This window comes from Pseudomonas sp. HR1 (assembly GCF_030175875.1).
Lineage (GTDB): Bacteria > Pseudomonadota > Gammaproteobacteria > Pseudomonadales > Pseudomonadaceae > Chryseomonas > Chryseomonas oryzihabitans.
This window is the reverse complement of the sequence record NZ_JASNRF010000002.1, coordinates 492,116-513,878: the sequence shown is the minus strand read 5'-3', so window position 1 is coordinate 513,878 and position 21,763 is coordinate 492,116. Positions and strand designations below refer to the sequence as shown.

Genomic DNA, 21,763 nt, shown 5'->3' with positions numbered 1-21,763 from the left:
GGTGGCATCGTGAGCGCTACGATTCGGCAGAACCTCGACCTTCCAGGCAAGGCCTTCGGGCTTTCCTCCACCTATGTCGCGCTCGGCGTCATGGTGCTGCTGTGGGGAAGCAGCTGGCCGGTGACCAAGCTCGCCCTGCAATCGGTGCCGCCGCTCTGGCTGGCGACCGTGAGATTCGCCAGCGCCGCGGTCTGCCTGTGCCTCTACCTGGCGCTGCGGGGACAACTCAGGCTACCCACCCGGCAGGACCTGCCGATCATCGCCAGCGTGGGACTGCTGCAGATGATGACCTTCACCGGGCTTGGCATGGTGGCCATGGTGCAGATCGACACCAGCAGGGCCGTGCTGTTGGCCTACACCACGCCCCTGTGGTGCGTGTTGGTCGCCTGGCTGCTGTTTCGCCAGGCGCCGTCGCGCCTGCAGCTGACCGGATTGTCCATCGGCATGGCCGGGGTGGTCGCCGTCTGCAGTCCCGCGGAACTCGACTGGACGCAGCCGGGCACCGTGAAGGGGGCACTCTTTCTCCTGCTCGCCGCGGTGAGCTGGGCGCTCGTTATCCTCCATGTGAAGCGCCATCGCTGGGTGACGTCGCCGCTGGCACTGGCACCCTGGCAGATGCTGCTGGCCGTGGTGCCCCTGGCCTTTGCCGCCTGGCTGAGCGAAGGCTGGCCGACCGCCGTCACCTTGGATACCCGGCTGTTGCAGGAGCTGTTCTTTATCGGTCCGATCGCCACCTCGGCCTGTTTCGTCATCTCGGCGGAGTTCGGTCGGAGGATATCCACCTTCGCCATGTCGACCGTCACGCTCGGGGTGCCCCTGGTGGGAACCCTGGCGTCCTGCCTGGCGTTTGGCGCCACCGTGTCGAGCCTGTTCGTCGCCGGGCTCGGCCTGGTGGTGGCGGGGGTGCTCGTCTCGGCCCTGGCGGTGCGCCCCGGACGAACCTGAGCCTGACCGCCCGTACCGTGGCGCGCTAGGTGGTCAGGTGCGTCGCGGTTTCTTCGAGGATCTGCTGCAGCCGGCGTGACAGGGCCTCCGCCGAATAGGGCTTGTGGATCAGCTCGAAGCCCTGGGCGCCATTGGTCGCCAGGACGTGGCTGTAGCCGGAGGTCAGCAGGATCGGCAGGCAGCGATAGAGGCGTCTGATCTCGATGGCCAGCTCCAGCCCGCTCATGCCGGGCATGACGACGTCCGAGAAGACCACGTCGAATCGACCCGGCTGGTCGGCGAGCAGGGCGAGGGCGCGCTCGGCGTTGGTGGCCAGGACTGCGTGGTAGCCGAGATCGCCCAGCAGGTCGACGGCGAAGCTACCCACCTCGAGATTGTCCTCGACCACCAGGACGGTGATCCCACCGCCATCGACCGTTGCCGTGGCATCAGCGAGGGTCGGTTGCGGCCCGCTGGCCGGCGCGAGCGGCAGATAGAGGCGGAAGGTCGTCCCGCGGCCGACCTCGCTGGTGACCCGCACCTCGCCACCGGACTGCTTGATGAAGCCGAACACCTGACTCAGGCCGAGTCCGGTGCCCTGGCCGACTCTCTTGGTGGTGAAGAAGGGCTCGAAGATCTGCTCCAGGTGTTCCCGGGCGATGCCACTGCCGTTGTCCGCCAGGGTGATGGCCACGGCCGGGAGGTCCAGCGCTGGCTGAGCCCCGCCGGCCGGAATGCCGGCGACGGTCATTACGCCTATGGTCAGGCGTCCGGCACCGCTCATGGCGTCGCGGGCGTTCACCGCGATGTTCACCATCGCGGTATCGAACTGGCTGGGGTCGGCATAGACCAGGCACGGGTCATCGCCTACCTCGAGCTCGATGCCCACCTGCGAACCCAGCAGGGTTTCCAGCATGTCACCCATGGCCAGGACATTGTCCCGCGCGGAAAACACCTCGGGCGCCAGGGCCTGGCGCCGGGCGAAGGCCAGCAGTTGCCCGGTCAATCGCGCGGCGCGATCCACGGTGGTGGAGATCGCTTCCAGGTAGCGCTCGCGTCGCGCATCGCTGAGGTTGGGGCGCTTGAGCAGGTCGCAGGAGGTGCGGGCGACGGTGAGCAGGTTGTTGAAGTCGTGGGCCACGCCCCCGGTGAGCTGGCCGATGGCTTCCATCTTCTGCGCCTGGCGCAGGGCGTCTTCGGCGGCCGCGAGATCCAGCGTCTGCTGGCGTTGCTGGGTCACGTCGCGCACGGTGGCATAGATGAGTTCGCCGTTGCGCGTGGCATTCCAGGAAAACCAGCGGTAGGTGCCGTCGCGGTGGCGATAGCGGTTTTCGAAGCTGACCAGCGCCATGCCCTGCTTGACGTCGCGAAACGCCTGGCGCGTGGCGACGAGGTCGTCATCGTGGACGAAGGTCAGGAAGGGACGGGCCTTGAGCTCGTCGAGCGACCAGCCCAGGGTCGCCGTCCAGGCCGGATTGAGGTTGACGAAGAAGCCTTCGAGGTCGGCCACGCACAGCGGATCGGTAGAGCAGTTCCAGATCTGGTCGCGCTCGGCGGTGCGCTCCGAGATGCGTAGCTCCAGCTCGTCGTTGAGCGCGGCAATGGCTTCGGCACGGGCCTGCTGCGCCTGCTGGGCGAGGATGCGACTGCTGATGTCGCGCGAGATGCAGACGATCTTGACCTCGCCGGTGCCGGCCACCGCGAAGGGCGAACAGGACACCTCCCACCAGCGCGGCTCGCCCCGGGCCGTGGGGCAGAATCCCTCGACCCGGGTGCCCTGGCCTTCGACGGCGCGCCTGACGGCGTGGCGGATCTTCTCGACCTCCGCGTCAGGCCAGAGCGCGGCGTATTCGCAGCCCATCACCTGATCGACGGACTGCAACTGGTTGAGCTCCAGGCCCTGGGCGTTCATGAATTCGATATGGCCCCCGGCGGAGAGGACCTTGACGCAATCCAGGCTGGCCTGGAGCAGGCTGCGGGAAAAGCCTTCGCTGTGCAGCACGTTGCGGGCGGCCACGAAGCGGCGCTGGGCGCCGATCTCCAGCGCGATCATGCTGGCGAAGAGTTCGAAGGCGGGCAGGATCTCGGGGCTGCTGGGTTTGGCCGGCTGCGGATCGATGGCGCAGAGGGTGCCGAAGAAGCTGCCGTCGTCCAGCACGATGGGGACCGAGATATAGCTGCGCAGGCCGTACTGCCTGGGCGTGTGATGATGGCGATAGAGCTCGTCCAGCGCCACGTCGTCGATCACCACCGGCTGGCGATGGTCGCGGATCTCGTCGCAGATGGTCGATTTGACGTCCAGTTCGCCACCGGGCTCTAGGCCGAAGCCGATCAGGTCGAGGGTACTGCAGGCGATCCAGCGATCGTCGGTCACCCGGGCGACGGCGGCGAAGCCCATCCCTGTCATCCGGCAGACCACGTCCAGGATCCTGGGTACCGCGGCGATCTCGGCAATGAGATCGATGTCCTGGGACAGGAGGTACGAGGGGACTGGAGTCGAGGTGAGAGTGCTCATCGGGTCGCTCGTACGGTGCCCTGCCGGGGCAGCGGGGAAGATGGCGAGCGACAGGTTGAAGCCTCCAACACGGATGCTAGAGGTGTTCGTCACAGGCCGTGCGCGGCCAGTATAGCGAGCATCCAAGCGAAGCGGGTGACAGGATGCCCACCGGTTTGCGATGGGCGTCTCCGTCTGCCACCCGGGACCGCGGCCGCCGTTGCCCGGCGGCCAGGGCTTCAGCGGTTACCCAGCAACGGCGGCCGCCGTCCCGCCCAGGGTTGCGCGCGTTCCAGCTGGGCGGCCAGGGCCAGCAGGGTGCCTTCCGCGCCGAAGCGCGCGGCGAAGTGGCTGCCCAGGGGCAAGCCGCTGGGCGTCCACCACAGCGGCACCGACATGGCCGGCTGACCACTGGCGTTGAACAGGGCGGTGAAGGGCGAGTAGCTGTGGAAGGCCGCGATGGCCTCGGCCAGGGGGCGCTCCGCGTGCCCGCCGTCGAGTTCACCCAGGCGCGGCGGTTCACGGGTCAGGGTGGGGCTGAGGATGACGTCATGGTCGGTGAGAAAGCGCGCGAGGGTCCGGCCCAGGGCGTGCAGGCCTTCGACTGCGGCGGCGTAGCGGTGGGCGGGGATATCGCCCCGCTCGCGCAGGATCACCCGGGTGCGGGCGTCCAGTTCCTCTTCGCTGACCGGGGTACCGCGCATCGCGCCCAGCACCTGCAGGTAGTGGCGGGTGCTCGGGCCGATGATGTCGAAGACCTGGTCGAGAAAGCACGGCAGGTCCACCGGCAGGGTTGCCGGTTCGACGTGGTGGCCAAGGCTTTCGCACAGCCGCGCCGTGTGGCGCACCGCGGCCAGGGCGTCGGGCCCGCTGGGCCAGGGCGCCAGGTGCTCGACCAGGGCGATGCGCAGCGGGCGCGGATCGCGCTCCAGCAGGCTGGCGAAGGGCACCTCCTGGCTCGGTGCCGCGTAGGGCGCGCCCAGATCGGCGCCGGCGGTGGCGTCCAGCAGCAGGGCGTTGTCGCGCACCGACAGGCTCATGGCATGGGGCGTGCCCATGCCGGCCCAGCCTTCGCCTACGATGGGGCCGGAGGGCATCCGGCCGCGACTGGGCTTGAGGCCGAAGATCCCGCAGCAGGAGGCCGGTACCCGCAGCGAACCACCGCCGTCGTTGCCGTGGGCGAAGGGCACCACCCGGGCAGCGACCAGAGCCGCAGCGCCGCCGCTCGAACCGCCGGCGCTGTGGGCCGGGTTCCAGGGATTGGCGGTGGCGCCGAAACGGCGCGATTCGGTGCTGTAGGAGGTGCCGAATTCCGGCGAGGTGGTAGTGCCGACGAACAGGCAGCCGGCCTGGCGCAGCCGGGTGACCAGTTCGCAGTCGAAATCCGGGCGCGCGTCGCCGAGGGCTAGGGAGCCATTGGTCATGCGGGCCCCGGCCAACGGGGTAAAGAGGTCCTTGACCAGGGTCGGGACCCCGGCGAAGGGCGCATTGACGTCGAGCGGCGCCCTGGCCGCGGCGCGGGCCTGGTCATAGAGTCGCTCGCTGACGGCATTGAGGCTGGGCTCCACGGTGTCCAGGCGCTCGATGACCGCTTCGAGCAGCTCGCCCGCCGTGATCTCGCGCTGCCGCAGCAGCATCGCCAGGCCGTGGCCGTCGTGGGTGTCCAGCAGGGATTGCAGGCTGTGCATGGAAGATCCTCGATCAGAATTCAGGAAGAGCGCGATGGGGTCGGCAGGGCGGTCTTGCGGCGCAGGAGGCCGATCGCGGCCCAGCCAAGGGCCGCGACCAGCGCGGCAAGGGCCAGGGCGCGGATGGCCAGGTGCAGATCGCCGGCGAAGGGTAGGAGCACCGCCACCACCAGGGGGCTGGCGAATTGGCCGAGATACAGGCAGCCGGTGTAGCCCCCCATGCCGCGACCCCGGGCCCGGGCGCTGAGGGCACCCATCACCGGCGCCATGGTGTTGGGCACCAGCATGCCGACGCCCAGGCCGTGGATGCTCACCGCCACCAGCACGGCCTCGTAGCTGCGGGCATGGACCAGCAGCCAGAGGCCGCTGCCCATGCAGGCCAGCAGCACGGCGTTGCAGCCGGCCAGGCCCCACCCGCGCCGCAACAGCGGCCATAGCAAGGGACCGCCCAGGGTCGCCAGCAGGCCAAGACCCGCCGAGGCGCCGATCAGGGTGCTGGACGTCACGCCCAGCTGCACCAGCAGCAGCGGACTCTGGATGGGCACCACCACGCTGAGCACCATGCCGGCGAAGACCAGCAGGTAGTTGACGAGCAGCGGTAGCGGCGCGCTGTGCTGCGGGCCTTCTTCGATGCCAGCTTGCACGGCGGAACGGACCGGTTCCCATAGCAGCCGCAGCATGAAGGGCACCAGCAGCAGGGGCAGCAGATAGAGATAGAAGGGCGTGCGCCAGGAATGCTCGCCCAGGGCGCCACCCACCACATAGAACAGCGAGCCCACCAGGCTGATGGCGACGACCTGGCCGTTGACATAGGCCAGGCGCCGGCTGCCCTGCCAGTAGTCGGCGATCAGCGTCACGCAACAGGTCATAACCGCCGCCTCGGCCAGCCCGAAGATCAGCCGGGTGAGGGTGATGGCCGGCAGCGACTGCAGCAGCGCCGGCAGCATGCCGAGCACGGCATAGCACAGCGTCGCCAGGATCAGCAGGCGCTTGCGCCCCAGGCGGTCGGCCAGCCAGCCGGCCAGGGGGGCGAAGAGGGCGATGGCTAGCGCCGGGCCGGTCATCGCCAGGGGGATGAGCAGATCGGCACGGGGTTCGACGGGACCGAATTCGGCGCCCAGCTTGGGAATGATCGGCGCGACCATCACCGAGCCCATGATGGTCAGGCTGCTACCGAGCAGGAGTACGGCACCCTGCGGCCGACCGGGAGTTTGCCGGGAGGAGACGTTGAGTGTCATGCGCAGATCCTCAGAAGCTGTGGGAGAGCCGCACGGCGAAGGCGTAGCCCTCGGCGCGGTTGCGGGCGTCGACTTCCTTGTAGAGGTGCACCCAGACCGGCGGCAGGCCGGGCTGGAAGAAGCTCAGCGCGGGTCCCAGCGCCAGCACCCGAGCACGATTGCCGCGCGTGAGGCCAGGGGCGTCGTCGTCGGTCAGCTGGCGGTAGTAGTAGCCGCCCAGGCCTAGGGTCCAGGGGCCGAGGTGCTGACCCACGGCGAATTCGTGACGGTACTCCGTGCCGCTGCGGTAGTCGGTGGCGTTGTTGCGGCTGTTGAAGTCGGCCTGGAAGCTGGACGAGACCTCGAAGCCCGAATCGGAGATGTAGCTCAGGTTGAGCATGGGCGAGACGGTCCAGTGATTGGTGCCCGGATTCACCAGCCGCCGCTTGTCGTAGTCCCCGGTAGGCGCCTGCACCTGGAACCAGAAGTTCACGCCCAGGTTGCGCGAGGGCTCCCATTGCAGGATCAGCGGAATGACCTGGATGTCGGCCTGGCGGAAGAGCTCGGCGCGGTCGGAAAACACCGGCACGCCGTTGGCCTTGACGGTAAGGTCCGCGTCCATCTTGAAGAAGGGCTGGACCCCGCCGAAGCCATAGCGGGCTCCGAGCACCCGGGTATCGGTCATCTTCAGATAGGCCAGGCCCAGGGAGAGGACGTCGATGGAAAAGTCGCTGCCGTTGTCGCGGCCGTGGCTGTCACGGACGGAGGTGGCGCGGTAGTAGTTGGCGCGCAAGCCCAGGGTGCCGTGCGGCGTGGGCGGTGGCGTGAAGCCGGCACCGAAGTCGTAGACCCCGAAGGCGGTGGTGGGCGAGCCGTTCTCGGTGGCGAGGCTGGCGGCGGTCATTCCCAGCGCGGTGAGGCCGACGGCAAGGGTGTGGAGCGGGCGGGTAACGTTCATGGAGTTCCCTCTTCTTATTGGCCATTCGAGCCTGAGGGAAAGCCGTTACCCGCCGTTAGCCAGATTCAGCACTTCTGCATGGCGGCTTTGAGGGTGGCGGAGGGCAGTTGCCCGAACAGCCGCTGATAGTCGCGGGCGAAGCGGCTGAGATGGCAGAAGCCCCACTGGACGGCGACGTCCTGTACCGATTCGCCTGCGCCCCGGCGCAGGGCGCGGTGGGCCGCATTGAGGCGCAGGGTTCGCAGATAGGCCACCGGATTGATGCCCAGCGTCTCCTGGAAGCAGTACTGCAGCTTGCGCCGACTGGCGCCCACGCGACTGCACAGTTCGAGGATGCTGGGCGGCTGGTCCGGATGCGCCAGGGCGTATTCCCGCGCCCGGCGGATCACCCGCAGGCGCGCGCTCGGTGCCAGTTCCTGGGGCTCCGAGGTGTCGAGCAGATCGAGCAGGTACAGCAGCACGGTATCGCGCAGGGTCGCGCGGGTACGCGGATGGGCCAGCCAGGACTGGATTTCCGCCTCGGAGGCGAAGAGCTCATGGGCCAGGGCGGCCAGCTCCCCGTGGGGCCCCCCTGCAGGCAGGCGATAGCAGCCGGAAAGATCGCGCACGCTCAGGTCGCTGCGTTGACTGGCCAGCAGCCGCGCCATCTCGGCTTCCCGCAGGTTGATGCAGAGCAGTTCGAGATTGGCCGGGGTCCGCAGCTCCGGCAGGTTGTCGCCTCGCGCCACCAGCAACTGGGCTTCGTGCAGGGTATGGCCGGCGCAGTGCAGGGCGCCAGCGTCGCGCAGGGGGAGGCTGAAGGTCAGGGTGTCCCCCTGAGCCTCGCCACTCTTGAGCATCGCCTGGTTGGATCTGTCCCGCAGCAGGCTGACATCGTCCAGCCAGAGGTCGCTGAGCTCGCCGTGGAAGCGCCCCGCCGACAACTGATCGTATTGCATGCGCCAGCCCTCGACGCAGAGCGCATGCTCGTCGATGTCACCGGTATACCGATGGCGGACGCGCGGCGGTAACGCGAGGGAGCCGTCTTGGTGCATTTAGGAAACCTTTTGGGTAGCACAGGGCCGGTAGTGCGAGAGCTACAAATTTCGTACCTCAAGGCAGGATCGCGCGGCAAGGGTGCCAATTCTGGCTAGTGCGGCGGGTTCTGCTCGCCGTCTTTCCAGCAGGGCACCGCCGATTGGCTACCCTGGGAAGACCTCACAAGAAGGATGCAACCGATGCGCTACCTGTCCGCTGGAACCCTGCGCCCCTTGCTCGCGGCCATTGCCGGTCTTGCCAGTGCCACGGCTTTCGCCGCCACCGCGCCTGTTACCGACATACCCGCTCGGCAAGAGGTGCTGACCTTCACCTCGCTGACCCTGAGCGATCAGCAATTCCTGACGGGGGACCAGGGCGGCACCGAGGTTCTGCTCGGCGGCGTACTGTCGCTGCCGCCCGGCGAGGGCAGGGTGCCGGTGGTGCTTCTTCAGCATGGGTCGGGCGGGGTGGGGGCCAACATCACCTATTGGCAGCGGCAGTTCAATCAGGCCGGCATCGCCACCTTTGCCGTGGATGGCTTCTCGGGGCGGGGCATCACCAGCACCGCCACCAATCAGGCTCAGCTGGGGCGGCTCAATTTCGTGCTGGATGACTATCGCGCCGGTGCCTTGCTCGCGCGGCATCCCCGCATCGATCCAGGCAAGATCATCCTGATGGGCTTTTCCCGTGGTGGGCAGGCCTCGCTCTATGCCGCCATGGAGCGCTTCGACAAGCGCTGGAAAAGTCAGGACTTCCAGTTCGCCGGCTATCTGTCGTTCTATCCCGACTGCTCGATCAGCTTTCGCGAGCAGGACCGGGTCGTCGCCAAGCCGCTGCGCGTCTACCACGGCCTGGCCGACAACTACGATCCCTATTCCCGCTGCGAGGGCTATCTCGCCACGCTCAAGCAGCAGGGCGCCGATCTCGGGGTGCACACCTATCCTCACGCCGAGCACGGCTTCGACAGCCCCTATGCCTGGAGTCCGGTGGTGGTCGCGAAGGGCAGCCAGACCGTGCGTGAGTGTCGGATTACCGAGAACGCCAAGGGCGAGTTGATCAACCAGCAGACCGGCAAGGTCTTTTCCTATCAGGATAGCTGCGTGGTGCTGGGGCCCAAGGTCGGGCCCGATGCGGAGGCGACCCGGCAGGCCACCCGGGATGTGCTGGCGGCGGTCAGGGCCATCGTGAAATAGGGCTCACGCTCGACATCGGTTCTGGCGGAGGAGGGCGCAGGACCGCATCGGGGTTCGAGCGGATCGCCTGGCGGGACCGGCACGCATCCAGGCGGCGAGTCAGGCCCGCTGGTCGAAAAAGCGGCCAATATCCCGGTGTAGAGCCTTCACGCGTGAGCGAGACGGCACTTTTACAAGATGTGTCCAGTCGTAATTCAGGCCTCGCCGGGTCGCTTGAGCGGCCCCGCGTCTCTCCCATGCTCCGCTCCGAGACGACTCCTGATGAATACTGCCAACTGGGCTTATATCCTTATCGTCGTTGCCGGATTCCTGCAGGCTGCCGGTGCGGCCATGAACGGCTCGCTGAACAAGGCGCTGGTCAATCCCTGGCTGGCGACCTCGGTGTCCTTCGTGATGGTCACCTTCGTCGCGATCGGGCTGTTCATCTGCATGCCCAGGCCGCTGCCGTCGGTGAGCCAGATCGGCGACATGCCCTGGTGGGCACCCCTGGGCGGCATCGCCGGTGCGGTGGCGGTCTTTGCCGGTCTGCTGTTCATCCAGCGCCTCGGCGCAGCGCCGGTGAACGGCGTCACCATCACCGCCAACCTCATCGCCAGCCTGGCCATCGATCACTTCGGCCTGTTTTCCATGGAACAGCATGCGGTCAACGGCTGGCGGCTGCTGGGCGCGATCCTGATGATCGCCGGGGTGGTGCTGATCGCCCGGTTCTGACGCTGCTTTTTGCCCTCCGCGTGGCTGCCAGTCGCATCTAAGAGGTCGCTCTCGCCAGGGATAGGCTGCGTTTGGCCCTGGCCGCTGCATGGTGAAAGCAGCAGTTCTCCCGTCAAGATCCGTTTGCTGGGGGACCTTGGCTGTTGCCTAAGCCATCCAGGCTACCCTTCCACTCTCCTGGATCGCTTAGGCAGAAGGCGATCCCTATTACTAAGCGGATTAGCGGCAGGTGCACAGAGCTGGCGGCCCAAATTTCCCCTATGTCCTTGTTGCGACTACAGTTGTCTGACTAATCCAACAATGCCAACAAGGAAAGCCCGATGTCCGCTCCGTTCTTCCGCACCACCCTCGCTGCCGTTCTCGCCTGCTGTATCGCCTTGCCCGCCAGTGCCGCGCTCGATGCGCGCATCCAGACTGCCGCGGAGCAGGCCAAGGCGCCGACGCTCAAGCTGCTGGAGCAACTGGTCAACATCGACTCGGGTTCCGGCTACGAGCCCGGCCTGAGCGAGGTGGGCAAGCTGGTCAGCGCGGAATTGAAGACACTCGGCGCCACGCTGCAGCAGGTGCCCAACACCGCGCCGGACAAGAGCCAGCACCTGGTGGCCACGCTCAAGGGCAGCGGCAAGGCGAAGATTCTCCTGCTGGCGCACATGGACACGGTGTTCAAGGAAGGCACCGCCAAGGCCCGGCCGTATCGCACCGATGAAAAACGCGCCTATGGTCCGGGCGTGTCCGACGACAAGGGCGGCATCGTGGTCGCCCTGGCGGCGCTGGAGATCCTCAAGCAGCTCGACTTCAAGGACTACGGGCAGATCACCCTGTTGCTGGACGCCAGCGAGGAAACCGGCTCCCAGGCCGCCACCGAGCTGATCGCCAGTACCGCCAAGCAGCACGACGTGACGCTGAATCTGGAGCCCGGTCGACCGGCCGATGGCCTGGTGGTGTGGCGCAAGGGCAGCGCCACCGCCGTGGTGGAGGTCAAGGGCAAGTCGTCCCACGCCGGCGTCTCGCCGGAGCTGGGGCGCAACGCCGCCACCGAGGTGGCGCACCAGGTGCTGCAACTGGGCAACCTGGGCGATGCGGAAAAGAAGACCTCGGTCAACTTCACCGTGATCGAGGCGGGCGAGCGCATCAACGTGATTCCCGATCACGCCGTGGCGAAGGCCGACGTCCGCGCCGCGCTGCCCGAAGAATTCGACCGGGTGGAAAAGGACCTGGTGCGGATCTCTGCCAACAAGCAGATCCCCGATACCGAGGTGACCGCCCGGCTGGAGCGTGGCCTGCCGCCGATGCCGCAGACGGCGGCGAGCGATCGGCTGCTGGCCATGGCCCAGGGCATCTATGGCGAGCTGGGCCGCAAGCTGACCGTCGAAGGCAGCGGTGGCGCCGCGGATGCCAGCATCGCCGCCGGTGCCGGCGTGCCCACCCTGGACGGCTTCGGCATCGTCGGCGGCAAGCTGCATACCCCGGAGGAGTACGTCGAACTGGACAGCGTGGCGCCGCGTATCTATCTGCTCACGCGCATGCTGGTGGAGCTGTCCAAGGGGCAGTGACGGCCTAGGCCCCCTGATGCATGGGGGCCAGCGCCCAGCGGCCAGCGATCAGGGCGCGCAGTTGCCCGCCTTGGTGAAGCCGGCCGCCTTCGCCTCGGCTTCCGAGGCGAACGTGACCTGGTTCTTCGGCGACACCTGGGCGTAGCTCGGGCAGCCTTGCGGCAGGTGATAGACGTGGCTGTTGCGGTTGCCGATGATCGCGCCCTGGCTGGCAGCGGCAGGGCTATCGGTCCTGGCCGGTGCCTTCGGCGCCGATTTCGGTCCGGGCAGCGGGCTGACGATGCCGTCGCCGACCGGCTGGTAGCCCAGCGTCCAGTGCCGCTCGCCGGACACGAAGGGATTGCCGTAGCCCATCACCGCGGCGATGCGTCTGTCCCGTTCGCGCTCCCAGGCGGTGACCGGCTGCTGCTTGTCCCAGGCCATGAGCAGTTGCTGCTGCTGGCGCGACATGTTTAGGCCGTAGCGATCGAACATGTAGAAGGTGACCCGGGCGACCAGTCCCTTGACCTCGTCGCGCGGTTCGGCGGCGCGTTCCTGGAAGTCGATCCTGGTCGTGCAGCGGCCATATTGGGGCTGCACGCCCTGGGCCATGCCGTAGTTGAAATTGGCCCGGTCCCCATTCACCTCGCCCACGGCGGGGTAGAGGTTGAAGAGGTCGGCCTCCATGGCCCGGAACACCGGGTCATCCGCCACGCAGTGTTCGCGGCCGCCGTTCTGCCAGCACTGGCGCTGATGACCAAAGGTCCAGGCCGGCACGATGTGCTCCCATTCGGTGCGCTCCCCACGGGTTTCCTGCTTGCGTGCCTGGAAGCCGCAGGAGGCGGCATCGACGCGCCCCCCGGACTTGCCGACCCACTCCCATTGGCAGCCGCAATAGAGGTCGCCCTGGGCGCTGGTGTTCTGGTCGAAATAGACTTTTTGTTTGGCGATTACCTTGGCTTCGACAAAGGTATCGGGCGCAGCGGCGAACGCGGAGGAGGCCAGCAGCGTGGCCAGGAGAAGCGAGAGCAGAGGACGCATGTATCTTCACGGCTTATTTAGGGCGCCGAATTGTATAGCTTTTGCCGGGCTGATGGCGGGTGCAAAGGTTGGGGGGAGTCAAGGAAGCGCTCTAGCCCGAGGGGGCGGGAAACACCGCGGTGGAACGCATATTCAGCAACAATGAGATTCGCTACGATTTGTGAACCAAATCTCAAAAACTTGTCTGATGACGCAGTCTGCACATCTGTCCGGAGTTTTTTATGAATGGCCCCAACCCCTGCTGTGATCTGGGTATGAGCACCTCGTTGCTGGAGCAGGAGCTGGCCGAGCGCAAGACGCGTCTGGCCCATGCCCAGGCCCAGGCCGATGCCCAGCGCCAGTTCCTATCCTATGCGGACGAGCACGCCTGCATCGCCGTGCTGGAGCGGGCGCTGGCCAAGGCCTATCGGTTTTTCTAGTGTCTGGCTGCCGGCGCCTGGCGTGAGGCGCCCGGAGTCCGGCTAAGGGAGGCGCCTATTCAGGCGCTCCTTCGGCACTGAGTCGACTAGCGCCTCAATTCTGGTTGTAGCAGCCGTTGCCGAACACCTGGTAATCCAGTTCATGTTCTCGGCCAGCGTGATCCAGATAGTCGAGGCGGGCCGTGACGATCCCGCATTGGGCGCTCAGGTCGGTCTGGCTGACCACCCGGTCGACGTCGAGGGGAACGAAGAAGCCGGGCTGGTCGTGGATCAGGGCGGGATGGTCGGGAGCGGCCAGGGCGGAGCCGGTGGCGAGCAGACCGAAGAGACCGAGCAGCAGTGCTTTCATGATGAGTCCTCTTGAGTGGGGTAGCTATTCGCTGACCGGGCCACTCTAGGAGGACAGGGGGGACGTCAGCCTGACCGGCGCATGACAAATCGGTCATGGAGGTTGTCGCCTGGTCGCGCAGAAGGCCGAGAGATCCGCGCGGACCTCTTACCAGGCGCCCAACGCTCAGACCGAGCAGTCCAGTGTCTTGCCCGGCACCCGGCGCCGCCCGCAGGAAAGCATGACGATCACCAGGACGCAGCCGATGAGGATGGCCCCTGAGGACAGCACGAAAAGGCTGCGCCGGTCGTTGCCTTCGATGATCAGGCCCAGCAGGGTCGGCGCCGCGGCGGCCGAGGCGACCTGCACCACGCCGACCAGCTTGGTCAGGCGACCGCTCGGATCGTGGGTCACCACCAGCGACATGTAGTAGGACAGCGCCAGGTTCCAGCCGAAGTTCATCAGGAAGACCGCGAGCAGCAGATCCGCAGCGGTGTGGATGCGCGTGGCCAGCAGGTAGATGGCGCCGAGCACGGCCAGGGAGCCGGTGAGGATCATCGGCACCCGGCCGAGGTGCCGCCCGGCCAGGCTCGGCAGCGCCGCACCGGGCAGGCCGCCGAGCAGGCCAAGGCTGATCGCCCAGCCGATATCGACCGGTGCCACCCCGGCGTCGCTGGCGATGCCCTCGACGAAGCCCCACAGCGAATAGATCGACAGCTGCAGGAACAGCATGCCGAGCAGCGAGCAGGTGCCGATCACCGTCAGGCCGGAGCGTAGCGACGCCTGGGAGACGGATCGTGTTTCCGGGCTGTGCCTGGCCGGCAGGCAGAGGCTCAGCAGACAGACCAGGGCGAACCAGGCTGCCAGGTAGTAGATCGCCCCGGCAAAACCCTGCCACTGGGCGATCATCGGCATGATCACCGCGCTGCTGGCGAACAGGGCGGTCTGCACGAACAGCAGGATGCCGAAGGACCTGTCCTGGCCCGGCATGCTGCCCAGCCAGTAGATGGCGTAGGAGTAGAGCACACCCGAGCAGAGACCCGAGAGGCCGCGCAAGGCCAGCAGCGGATCGAGCGCGGTGACGCTGGCGGTCGCGGTGTTGGCGAACAGCAGGAGCAGGGCGGTGCCCAGGGCCAAGGTGCGCGGACCGAGGAAGCGGATCATCGGCAGGTACAGCAGCGTCCCGACGATGGAGCCGCACATCTCCACGGACAGGGTCCAGCTCTGCTGCGCCAGGCTCAGGCCGAGGCGTTCGGTCAGCAGTCCGATAAAGATCGGCTGCACACCGATGACGAGGATCGAGGCGGCGGCGATGGCGATGCACGCGGCGCGTACCAGGGTTTGATGGGCGATGGTCATGGTCATTTACCTGCCGGCTCGGCCACGGCGGGGCCTGCCGCTTCAGTAGAAAGCCGTGCTGCGAGAGGGGTGGGCGGTCAGGTGAGGCGATAGCAATGGATGGCGACCTGGTCGGCGGCGGGATAGCCCACCTTGCCGATCATCACGCTACGGGTCAGCCAGTCGAGTCTGCCGCTGGCCACCTGGAAGCGCGGCGTGCAACTGCAGTGATAGTCCTCCTCGGCGATGGGCCAGAGGCCCTGGGCGACCTGCGCCCGGCCCCGGTCGCTGAGGGTGATCAGGCCGGTGTTGTGAATGTTGATCCACTCGCCCTGGTCGCTGCGCAGGCTGTAGCGAGCGTCCAGCTCGCCCACGCCATCGCTGCGCAGCAGATAGAAATCCGCGCCGCCGGCGATGACTTCGCCGCGCACGTTCAGGCCTTCGAACTGCCCGCCGGTGATGCGGTAGTTGCTGCGCTGGCCATCCGTGCAGGCGCCCAGGCCATCGGCCGGATCGATGAGCACATGCAGGCTCAGCACCCATTCCAGCGTCGGCACGGCGATCCCGTTTTCTGTCTTGGTATTCATCACGCTCTCCTGTGCCCCTCGGGGGCAGTGGTGGCTGGTGGTCAGTAGCGATAGGTGAAGTACAGCTCGAGGGCGCTGAAGCGCTCGTTATCGCCGAACGCCTGGCGGGCGGCCGACCTGGCCTGCACCCAGTTGTACGAGAGCGAGCCGTAGAACTGCCGGTTGGGGGTCCAGTCGAGATACACCGCGGTCTCGTCGGCGAAACGCCGATCGCTGACCGCGGCGCCGCGGAAGTTGGCCTGGTCGAGCCAGAACTGGTAGTGGATGACGCCGAGGGTGAGGGTGTCGCCGAGGCGGTTCTTCAGCGAGAACTGCTGGACGCGCTCGTTGCTGTTGAACAGCAGGTAGTTGCCCACCACGTCGCCGATCAGCCAGGTGCTCCAGTCCGTGAACCCCTTGCTCAGCGGGTCCCAGGCTTTCTGGCGATTGTCAGTCGGGTTGCTGTCACCGGAGAAGACGGCGTAGCGATAGCCGAGGGTGGGGCTGAAGGGCAGGTCCTGGAATTGATAGTCGGCCTGGGCGTACCAGGCCCTGGCGTCGTAGCTGAGGGCGCCGTCACCGCCGCGCTGCACCGCGTATTCGCCATTGAGGGCGAGGTTGGGCAGGCCCGGCAGGTGACCACGCAAGGCCCGCAGGTTGTATACCCGCATGCCGTCGCGGCGGACCGCGGTGCTGTCTCGGCTGGCCAGGGTATCGACCGTCATGGCCAGGGCGCCGAGGGTCACCTGGCCGTCGAGGTCGTAATCCAGGTTGGCGCCGCTCAGGCGGAAGTCGCCGTAGTGATCGTCGGTGCGCAGGGTGAAGGCCTGGGCCTGGGCCGGACCTTGCCCCCACGCCAGGATCGCCGAGTCGCGAAAGGCAGTGCGCGGACCGAGCCAGTAGGCGCCATCGCCGAACAGATCGAGATTGCCGTCCATGACGATGAAGCCGGTGCCGACCATGAAATTCTGGCGGCCCGCGGTGAATTTCCAGTCGCCCAGCTGCACCCCGGCATAGAGCTCTTCGGGGGCGAAACGGCCGTCCGAACTGCGGGTGAAGCCACCGGCATCGCCGTCGCCAAAGGTGGTGGCGCCGACCACCGAGCCCCCGGCGAGCAGATGGAGCCTGTCGCTGAGCGAATAGTCGAGCGTGACGCCGGGTTTGACGTAGAACTCCTGCCAGGCGCTGCGGCTGCCGTCGTTCTGGCCGCTGCGGGCATCCACGCGCCCGGCACCGAAGTTGACGCCCCGGGTGCTGATGGAACCGGCGCCCACCGTCAGGTTGAGGTCACCTTTGAGATTCTCGTAATCGAACGCATAGCCCGCCAGGGCCGGCTGGCTGGCCAGCGGCAGGCCGAGCGCCAGCAGCACGCCGGGAAGGCGTTTGGTTGTGCACATGTGGAGCTCCTGACTATTTTTCTTGTATTACAGGGCAGTGAAGGATGGCCAAGGCGACCACCGGATACCTGACAGTGCAGGTGGGAGCGCTGGCGAGCCGGCGCTCTTCGATCTCGTTAGGGGTGGATCAACCGCGCAACTGGGCGGCAATGGCGCGCAGCAGGCGAACGGTATCGATGTCCAGTTCGGTGACCGCCTCGGGCAGCGACGACTGCTTGACGATCACCACCTCCGAGGCGAAGTCGACGAACAGGTACTGGCCGTGGATACCGCTGGCCATGAGGGCTGGGCTGTGGTCATTGAAGACGTACCACTGGCTGCGATAGGAGGCGCCCGGGGTCCAGTCGGAGAAGTCCTGGTGCACGCCATAGACGGCCGGATCCCCGCCGGCCGCGATGGCCTCGATCACCGCTTGGTCGATGACCTGCTGGCCATCGACCACACCGCCATTGGCCAGCATCAGGCCGAAGCGGCCCATGTCGCGCAGCGTGGCGTTGAAGCCGGCGCCGGCGACGCTGCGGCCCCAGGGATCGGCCATGAAGTAGGCGTCGCGCTCGCAACCGAGTTGCTGCCATACCCGCTGCAACTGCTCGGCGCAGCCCAGGCCGCTGGCGCGCTCCATCACCCAGGCCAGCACCTCGGTGGTGGCGGTCACGTAGTGGAAGAGGCCGCCGTGCTCGCCTCTTTTGCGCAACGACGGCAGGTACTGGTACAGCGACTCGTACTGGGCGTACTCGGACGGCGCGGGCTTGAAGCCACAGGCATAGCCGTACTGGGAGCTTTCCGAAGTCGGATCGTCGTACAGCTCTGTGTAGTGGACGCCCACGGCCATGTCGAGCAACTGGCGGACGGTGGCGTCACCGAAGGCGCTGCCGGCCAGTTCCGGCACATAGCGCTGGGTCGGCGCCTGGGCATCGAGCACGCCATCGTGGATGAGTTGCTCGCCGAGCAACCCGATCAGCGATTTGGTGACCGAGAACATGATGTGGCGGTCGGTGGCGACCTGGCCGTTGAAGTAGCGCTCGTACACCACCCGGCCCTGGTGCAGCACCAGAAAGCCGTCGGTCTTGCTGGCCTGCAGATGGTCGAGGGCGCTGACGCTGCGGCCGCAGCTGCTCTCGAATCTCAGTTCTTCGAGGGCCTCGGGTGCATGGGCCAGCACCCTGTCCGGTCGCGGTCCGGCCGCCACCTCGATGGTAGGGCGCAGGCGCGCCAGATGGCGGAAGCCCCAGCGATTGAACGGCGGTGACATCCAGTTGGCCCAGGTCACGCGCCGGTCCGGCTCGGCCGGAAAACCCTGCATCAGTACGGGCTCTTGTTCTTGTCTGTCGTACATCTCGCTGACTTCCCGACTCCGGGAAACCAGGGAGCGATCGAGGCTCTGGTTCATCAGACTCATCCTGGCAGTGGCCCTGCGTAGAGCAGGTACGAGAAAATAATTAACCCTGTTAATTTCTTTAGTCAATAAAATATTTTCTTTGCCGAAGCCTGGCCAGCTATCCTGTCTGGCACCCCAGGAATCAGGAGCGACGGTGAGCGGGCTACGCGAACGTCAGAAGGAATCACGCCGCACCGCCATCTCGGCCGCGGCGGTCATGCTGTTCCAGCGCCAGGGCTTTCGCGAGACCACCGTCGAGCAGATCGCCCGCGAGGCCGGCGTCTCGGCGCCCACGGTGTTCAAGTATTTCGGCAGCAAGCACGAGATCATCCTGGAGATGATCAAGGAGTCCGATCGCCGGGCCCTGGTCGACGTGCGCCGGCACCTCCGCGACTTCGCGGATCCCGTCGACGCGCTCTGCCACCTGGAGCACCTGCTGGTCAGCTACGCGCTGGATGTCCTGCCCGCCGCCCTCTGGCGCGAACTGCTGCCGCTGGTGCTGGTGGGGGGCGACAGCGGCCTGCCCCTGGCCTACCGGCAGATGAACAGCGGCCTGCAGGACGAGATCGCCAAGGTGCTGCGCGAGTTGCAGGCCGCCGGCAAGTTGCGCGCCGACCTGGATGTGCAACTGGCCGCCTTTCTGCTCAACGACTACTCCCATCTGCAGCTGCTGCGCCTGACGGCCAGTGACCCGCTGGATCGCGAAGGCCACGCGGCCAACGTGCGCAACACCACGCGCCTGATCTTCGAGGGCATGCGCGCGCTGCCGGCGTGAGGCGCCAGCGGCGTCATCAGCCGTGGCAGTGTCTTTGCGGGTCGGCTGGCGTTTCGTCAGGTTTCGCTCAGGGGTGCTCTACGGCGCTACGATTGCGAGGGCAGGGGGCAGGCGAAGCGGATCGCGGCGCCAACCCAACAGTGAGTCGACCAAGGCGAGCGTCTCTCACCTATCCCGGCAGGGAGGTGCCCAGCCCTTTTCAGATGCGCCTATAGTGAGGCCGCGCGGAGCAGGTGAACGTTGAACCGCCTTATCGGCAGCGATCGATACTCCTGCCGTATCCAACGGGCCGGTGCGGCGCGTGCGGGCTGCTCAGAACAACAAGGTAATGGAGTGCTTATGCCTATAGCGGACTTCTTGATGCTGGTGGGTTGCTATCTGGCGGGCGTCTATCTGACGACTCATATAGGCGGCATTCCGGCCAGCGTCATAGGGATCATCGTCCTCTTCGCCCTGCTGATGCTCTTGCGTCGAGTGCCGGAAGGCGTGGAGACCATGGCCGGCAACCTGCTCAGGTACCTGCCGCTGATGCTCGTGGTGCCGGCGGTGGGCATCGTCGATTTCAGCGGTCTCGAGGCCTCGGTGTGGTTGCGCCTGGTACTGGTCATCGCCCTGTCTCTGCTGGTCACGGTGCCGCTGTGCGGCTGGTTGCTGCAGTACCTGATCGGACGAAGCAAAGACCATGGCTGATCAATCCCTCGCACCCCTGCTGGCCCTGTCCCTGACCCTCGCGGCCTATCAGCTGGCGCTCGTGCTGCAGCAGCGCCTGCGCCTGGTCATGCTGCAACCGGTGCTGGTCACCACGGTCATCGTCGCCACCGTGCTCTGGATCGGCGGCATTTCCTACGAGCAGTATCGAAGCGCCAGCGGGATGCTCGCTATGCTGCTCGGGCCCACCACCGTGGGCCTGGCCGTTCCGCTCTACAAGAATGCCCAACGGGTGAGGGCGCTCTGCACGCCGCTGCTGATAACCCTCGTGGTCGGTGGCGTGGTGGGCGTCTCCCTGACCCTGGCCCTCGGCTGGCTGTTCGGCTTGTCCGAGACCCTGCTGATGAGTCTGGTGCCCAAATCGGTCACCATGCCGATCGCCTTGCCGCTGGCGGATCATTTCGGTGGCATCGCGCCCCTGACCGCGGTGATCGTCATGCTGACCGGCGTGATCAGCACCACGCTGGCGCTGCCGCTGCTCAAGGTCTGCAAGGTAGAGGATCCGGCGGCCCGCGGCCTGACCCTGGGCATGAACGGCCATGCCATAGGCACCGCCCATGCGTTGCGCGAAGGTCAGGAGACGGCGGCCTTTTCGGCACTCGGCATGATCCTGCTCGGCATCCTGACGGCACTGGTGCTGCCTTGGGTGCTAGGTGCCTGAGCGACCTTGCCCGAGCGGGCGGGAAGGGGCGTGGCAGGCCAGTCCGGGCGTCACGGCCTCGGGGGCTCCTGCAGGGCTCGCCGCAGACCGGCATGGCCCAACGAAAAGGCGATGTCGTCCTCGGCCAGGCCCAGACCCGCGTTGATCCAGGTGTCAGCGGCGTAGCGCTTGCGCAGTCCTATCGCGACCCGGGCGGCGACACAGGCCGCCGTCGCCCCGATCACGGCAGGCAACAGCCGCGGTTGCCGTCGCGCGCCGGCGAGAGCTGCTGCGCTGACGCCACCGGACAGGGCACGGACCAACATAGAGGGCGCTATGGTACGGTCCGGCGCGAAGGGCAATTTGTCGCCCAACAGCTCGCCGGCCGCCAGGGGCAGCAGGTACTGCCGTACGGGCTGCGACGCGAGCGTGCGAGCGGGTTCGCAAGCTTCGTCGAGGTCCGCACGTTCCGCCAGTGCCCGGTTGACCAGGGTCGGCGCCAGCATGCTGCGCATGCCCGTCACCACGCCAATGGCCAAGGCGCCCCACAAGACATTGCTGGCTGTCGTCATCGTCGAGTCTCCCAATGGTCGTTCCAATAGGGACCGGATCCACGGGTGGCTGTTCAGCTGGATGGCACCACGGGTCGCACGCCTGCTCGTATCCAGGGATGCCCGCCTTCCGGTCTCGCGGCGCGGACGCTCTCGCTACCGGTCCTGTCGTCAGGAAGCGGCGACGCTCCTGCCGGATGGGGTGTGATCAGGCACTTAGCAGTGCCCGGACGTGGGGCCGCCAGGGTGTGTGGACCAGCCGGCCCTTGAGCAGGTCGGCATCGGTATCCAGCAGCCGCGAGGTCCGGAAATGGTCCCAGTCGTGCTGGAAGGCCGAGCGCGAACGCAACAGCTGGAGCTGCGCCAGCACCACCTGTTCTTCCTCGGCCGAGCTGCAGGGGTCGATCCAGTCGATGCGGCGGTGCTCGCGATCCACCTTGCCGGCCATGACCAGGTGGCCGTGACGATCGGAGACGGAGATCCGCTTGGGGTGAAAGTCGAGCGCCGCCACGGGGGGCGGATAGCGATCCTGGCGGACCGCCGCCAAGGCGATCCGGAGGACGTCATCGAGCACGCCGCACTGGCCGAGCTGGACATGCCCGGCGACATGGAAGGTGCCATGCCCGGCGTCTTCGAAGCGCTTCATCGTCCCGTGCAGCAGGATGGTGAATTGCCGCTCGAACAGATCCTGGCGAAGCGAAGTGCCCGGTACATAGGGGTTGCTGACGAAGGGCTGGCCTTCGAAGTGTCGAATGATCAGATCCATGATGCCTCCAGCGTCCTGGAATCCATCATGCCCCCGAAAGGATGATGGATTCCTTAAGGGTAGACGACGCAGGCGGGAAGCCAAGTCGGGCCGGTGATCCGCACCCCGCCCGGCGGAGCGGA

The 21,763-nt window shown here is 66.8% G+C and carries 21 protein-coding genes; 8 read left to right on the top strand and 13 right to left on the bottom strand.

Annotation, left to right across the window (positions count from 1 at the left end):
* Positions 1-9: 9 nt before the first annotated feature.
* Positions 10-945 carry a DMT family transporter gene (locus QKY98_RS09690; RefSeq protein ID WP_284670776.1) on the top strand — a complete coding sequence of 312 codons (936 nt, stop codon included), beginning with the start codon at positions 10-12 and terminating at the stop codon, positions 943-945.
* 25 nt (positions 946-970) lie between these two features.
* Here QKY98_RS09690 and QKY98_RS09685 read toward each other — a convergent pair whose 3' ends face one another.
* From QKY98_RS09685 to QKY98_RS09665, 5 genes are all read right to left on the bottom strand, one after another.
* Positions 971-3,439 carry a PAS domain-containing protein gene (locus QKY98_RS09685; RefSeq protein WP_284670775.1) on the bottom strand — a complete coding sequence of 823 codons (2,469 nt, stop codon included), beginning with the start codon at positions 3,437-3,439 and terminating at the stop codon, positions 971-973.
* Between the two features lie 218 nt (positions 3,440-3,657).
* Entirely contained in the window at positions 3,658-5,106 is a 1,449-nt protein-coding gene (locus tag QKY98_RS09680) for an amidase (RefSeq protein ID WP_027601962.1), read from the bottom strand.
* A 20-nt stretch (positions 5,107-5,126) separates the two neighbouring features.
* The gene (locus QKY98_RS09675) at positions 5,127-6,344 is read right to left on the bottom strand and encodes an MFS transporter (protein WP_027601963.1); all 1,218 of its coding nucleotides are present in this window, start codon (positions 6,342-6,344) and stop codon (positions 5,127-5,129) included.
* A 10-nt stretch (positions 6,345-6,354) separates the two neighbouring features.
* Complete coding sequence (locus QKY98_RS09670) at positions 6,355-7,281, bottom strand: SphA family protein (protein WP_027601964.1); 927 nt, start codon at positions 7,279-7,281, stop codon at positions 6,355-6,357.
* A 65-nt stretch (positions 7,282-7,346) separates the two neighbouring features.
* Complete coding sequence (locus QKY98_RS09665) at positions 7,347-8,315, bottom strand: helix-turn-helix domain-containing protein (RefSeq protein ID WP_284670774.1); 969 nt, start codon at positions 8,313-8,315, stop codon at positions 7,347-7,349.
* Between the two features lie 183 nt (positions 8,316-8,498).
* Here QKY98_RS09665 and QKY98_RS09660 point away from each other — a divergent pair, with 183 nt between their 5' ends.
* The 3 genes from QKY98_RS09660 (at position 8,499) to QKY98_RS09650 (ending at position 11,755) form a co-directional block, all read left to right on the top strand.
* Complete coding sequence (locus QKY98_RS09660; protein ID WP_284670773.1) at positions 8,499-9,491, top strand: dienelactone hydrolase family protein; 993 nt, start codon at positions 8,499-8,501, stop codon at positions 9,489-9,491.
* 261 nt (positions 9,492-9,752) lie between these two features.
* Entirely contained in the window at positions 9,753-10,202 is a 450-nt protein-coding gene (locus QKY98_RS09655; protein WP_027599759.1) for a DMT family transporter, read from the top strand.
* A gap of 320 nt (positions 10,203-10,522) precedes the next feature.
* Positions 10,523-11,755 carry a glutamate carboxypeptidase gene (locus QKY98_RS09650; RefSeq protein ID WP_284670772.1) on the top strand — a complete coding sequence of 411 codons (1,233 nt, stop codon included), beginning with the start codon at positions 10,523-10,525 and terminating at the stop codon, positions 11,753-11,755.
* Between the two features lie 48 nt (positions 11,756-11,803).
* On the opposite strand, the gene QKY98_RS09645 is transcribed toward QKY98_RS09650, so the two are convergent.
* Positions 11,804-12,766, bottom strand: coding sequence for an endonuclease (locus QKY98_RS09645; protein ID WP_027599752.1), 963 nt, complete (start codon positions 12,764-12,766; stop codon positions 11,804-11,806).
* A gap of 230 nt (positions 12,767-12,996) precedes the next feature.
* Here QKY98_RS09645 and QKY98_RS09640 point away from each other — a divergent pair, with 230 nt between their 5' ends.
* On the top strand, positions 12,997-13,194 hold the full coding sequence (locus QKY98_RS09640) for a hypothetical protein (protein ID WP_042133554.1): 198 nt from the start codon (positions 12,997-12,999) through the stop codon (positions 13,192-13,194).
* 94 nt (positions 13,195-13,288) lie between these two features.
* Here the strand turns inward: QKY98_RS09640 and QKY98_RS09635 are convergent, their stop codons facing one another.
* The 5 genes from QKY98_RS09635 to QKY98_RS09615 form a co-directional block, all read right to left on the bottom strand.
* The gene (locus tag QKY98_RS09635) at positions 13,289-13,543 is read right to left on the bottom strand and encodes a DUF2790 domain-containing protein (RefSeq protein WP_027599750.1); all 255 of its coding nucleotides are present in this window, start codon (positions 13,541-13,543) and stop codon (positions 13,289-13,291) included.
* A gap of 165 nt (positions 13,544-13,708) precedes the next feature.
* Entirely contained in the window at positions 13,709-14,881 is a 1,173-nt protein-coding gene (locus QKY98_RS09630; RefSeq protein WP_284670771.1) for an MFS transporter, read from the bottom strand.
* Between the two features lie 77 nt (positions 14,882-14,958).
* Positions 14,959-15,447: a DUF3237 domain-containing protein gene (locus QKY98_RS09625; protein ID WP_108581028.1), complete on the bottom strand. Its 489-nt coding sequence runs from the start codon at positions 15,445-15,447 to the stop codon at positions 14,959-14,961.
* A gap of 41 nt (positions 15,448-15,488) precedes the next feature.
* Positions 15,489-16,823 carry an alginate export family protein gene (locus QKY98_RS09620; protein ID WP_284670770.1) on the bottom strand — a complete coding sequence of 445 codons (1,335 nt, stop codon included), beginning with the start codon at positions 16,821-16,823 and terminating at the stop codon, positions 15,489-15,491.
* 127 nt (positions 16,824-16,950) lie between these two features.
* Positions 16,951-18,213, bottom strand: coding sequence for a serine hydrolase domain-containing protein (locus tag QKY98_RS09615; protein WP_394373004.1), 1,263 nt, complete (start codon positions 18,211-18,213; stop codon positions 16,951-16,953).
* A gap of 142 nt (positions 18,214-18,355) precedes the next feature.
* On the opposite strand from QKY98_RS09615, the gene QKY98_RS09610 reads away from it, so the two are divergent.
* The 3 genes from QKY98_RS09610 to QKY98_RS09600 all read left to right on the top strand — a co-directional run bounded on the left by QKY98_RS09610 (position 18,356) and on the right by QKY98_RS09600 (position 20,345).
* Complete coding sequence (locus QKY98_RS09610; protein ID WP_027601977.1) at positions 18,356-18,976, top strand: TetR/AcrR family transcriptional regulator; 621 nt, start codon at positions 18,356-18,358, stop codon at positions 18,974-18,976.
* 339 nt (positions 18,977-19,315) lie between these two features.
* On the top strand, positions 19,316-19,666 hold the full coding sequence (locus QKY98_RS09605; RefSeq protein WP_284670769.1) for a CidA/LrgA family protein: 351 nt from the start codon (positions 19,316-19,318) through the stop codon (positions 19,664-19,666).
* The gene (locus QKY98_RS09600; RefSeq protein ID WP_044342847.1) at positions 19,659-20,345 is read left to right on the top strand and encodes an LrgB family protein; all 687 of its coding nucleotides are present in this window, start codon (positions 19,659-19,661) and stop codon (positions 20,343-20,345) included. The genes QKY98_RS09605 and QKY98_RS09600 overlap by 8 nt, the downstream gene beginning before the upstream one ends.
* A gap of 50 nt (positions 20,346-20,395) precedes the next feature.
* On the opposite strand, the gene QKY98_RS09595 is transcribed toward QKY98_RS09600, so the two are convergent.
* Positions 20,396-20,896 carry a DUF4126 domain-containing protein gene (locus QKY98_RS09595; protein ID WP_284670768.1) on the bottom strand — a complete coding sequence of 167 codons (501 nt, stop codon included), beginning with the start codon at positions 20,894-20,896 and terminating at the stop codon, positions 20,396-20,398.
* Between the two features lie 187 nt (positions 20,897-21,083).
* Positions 21,084-21,641, bottom strand: coding sequence for a hypothetical protein (locus tag QKY98_RS09590; protein WP_284670767.1), 558 nt, complete (start codon positions 21,639-21,641; stop codon positions 21,084-21,086).
* Between the last annotated feature and the right edge of the window lie 122 nt (positions 21,642-21,763).

Excerpts from the sequence above, each read along its gene's own strand:
- QKY98_RS09685 (WP_284670775.1), bottom strand. The coding sequence starts at position 3,439 with ATGAGCACTCTCACCTCGACTCCAGTCCCCTCGTACCTCCTGTCCCAG.
- QKY98_RS09680 (WP_027601962.1), bottom strand. The coding sequence starts at position 5,106 with ATGCACAGCCTGCAATCCCTGCTGGACACCCACGACGGCCACGGCCTG.
- QKY98_RS09675 (WP_027601963.1), bottom strand. The coding sequence starts at position 6,344 with ATGACACTCAACGTCTCCTCCCGGCAAACTCCCGGTCGGCCGCAGGGT.
- QKY98_RS09670 (WP_027601964.1), bottom strand. The coding sequence starts at position 7,281 with ATGAACGTTACCCGCCCGCTCCACACCCTTGCCGTCGGCCTCACCGCG.
- QKY98_RS09665 (WP_284670774.1), bottom strand. The coding sequence starts at position 8,315 with ATGCACCAAGACGGCTCCCTCGCGTTACCGCCGCGCGTCCGCCATCGG.
- QKY98_RS09660 (WP_284670773.1), top strand. The coding sequence starts at position 8,499 with ATGCGCTACCTGTCCGCTGGAACCCTGCGCCCCTTGCTCGCGGCCATT.
- QKY98_RS09655 (WP_027599759.1), top strand. The coding sequence starts at position 9,753 with ATGAATACTGCCAACTGGGCTTATATCCTTATCGTCGTTGCCGGATTC.
- QKY98_RS09650 (WP_284670772.1), top strand. The coding sequence starts at position 10,523 with ATGTCCGCTCCGTTCTTCCGCACCACCCTCGCTGCCGTTCTCGCCTGC.
- QKY98_RS09640 (WP_042133554.1), top strand. The coding sequence starts at position 12,997 with ATGAATGGCCCCAACCCCTGCTGTGATCTGGGTATGAGCACCTCGTTG.
- QKY98_RS09635 (WP_027599750.1), bottom strand. The coding sequence starts at position 13,543 with ATGAAAGCACTGCTGCTCGGTCTCTTCGGTCTGCTCGCCACCGGCTCC.
- QKY98_RS09630 (WP_284670771.1), bottom strand. The coding sequence starts at position 14,881 with ATGACCATCGCCCATCAAACCCTGGTACGCGCCGCGTGCATCGCCATC.
- QKY98_RS09625 (WP_108581028.1), bottom strand. The coding sequence starts at position 15,447 with ATGAATACCAAGACAGAAAACGGGATCGCCGTGCCGACGCTGGAATGG.
- QKY98_RS09620 (WP_284670770.1), bottom strand. The coding sequence starts at position 16,823 with ATGTGCACAACCAAACGCCTTCCCGGCGTGCTGCTGGCGCTCGGCCTG.
- QKY98_RS09615 (WP_394373004.1), bottom strand. The coding sequence starts at position 18,213 with ATGAACCAGAGCCTCGATCGCTCCCTGGTTTCCCGGAGTCGGGAAGTC.
- QKY98_RS09605 (WP_284670769.1), top strand. The coding sequence starts at position 19,316 with ATGCCTATAGCGGACTTCTTGATGCTGGTGGGTTGCTATCTGGCGGGC.
- QKY98_RS09600 (WP_044342847.1), top strand. The coding sequence starts at position 19,659 with ATGGCTGATCAATCCCTCGCACCCCTGCTGGCCCTGTCCCTGACCCTC.
- QKY98_RS09595 (WP_284670768.1), bottom strand. The coding sequence starts at position 20,896 with ATGACGACAGCCAGCAATGTCTTGTGGGGCGCCTTGGCCATTGGCGTG.
- QKY98_RS09590 (WP_284670767.1), bottom strand. The coding sequence starts at position 21,641 with ATGGATCTGATCATTCGACACTTCGAAGGCCAGCCCTTCGTCAGCAAC.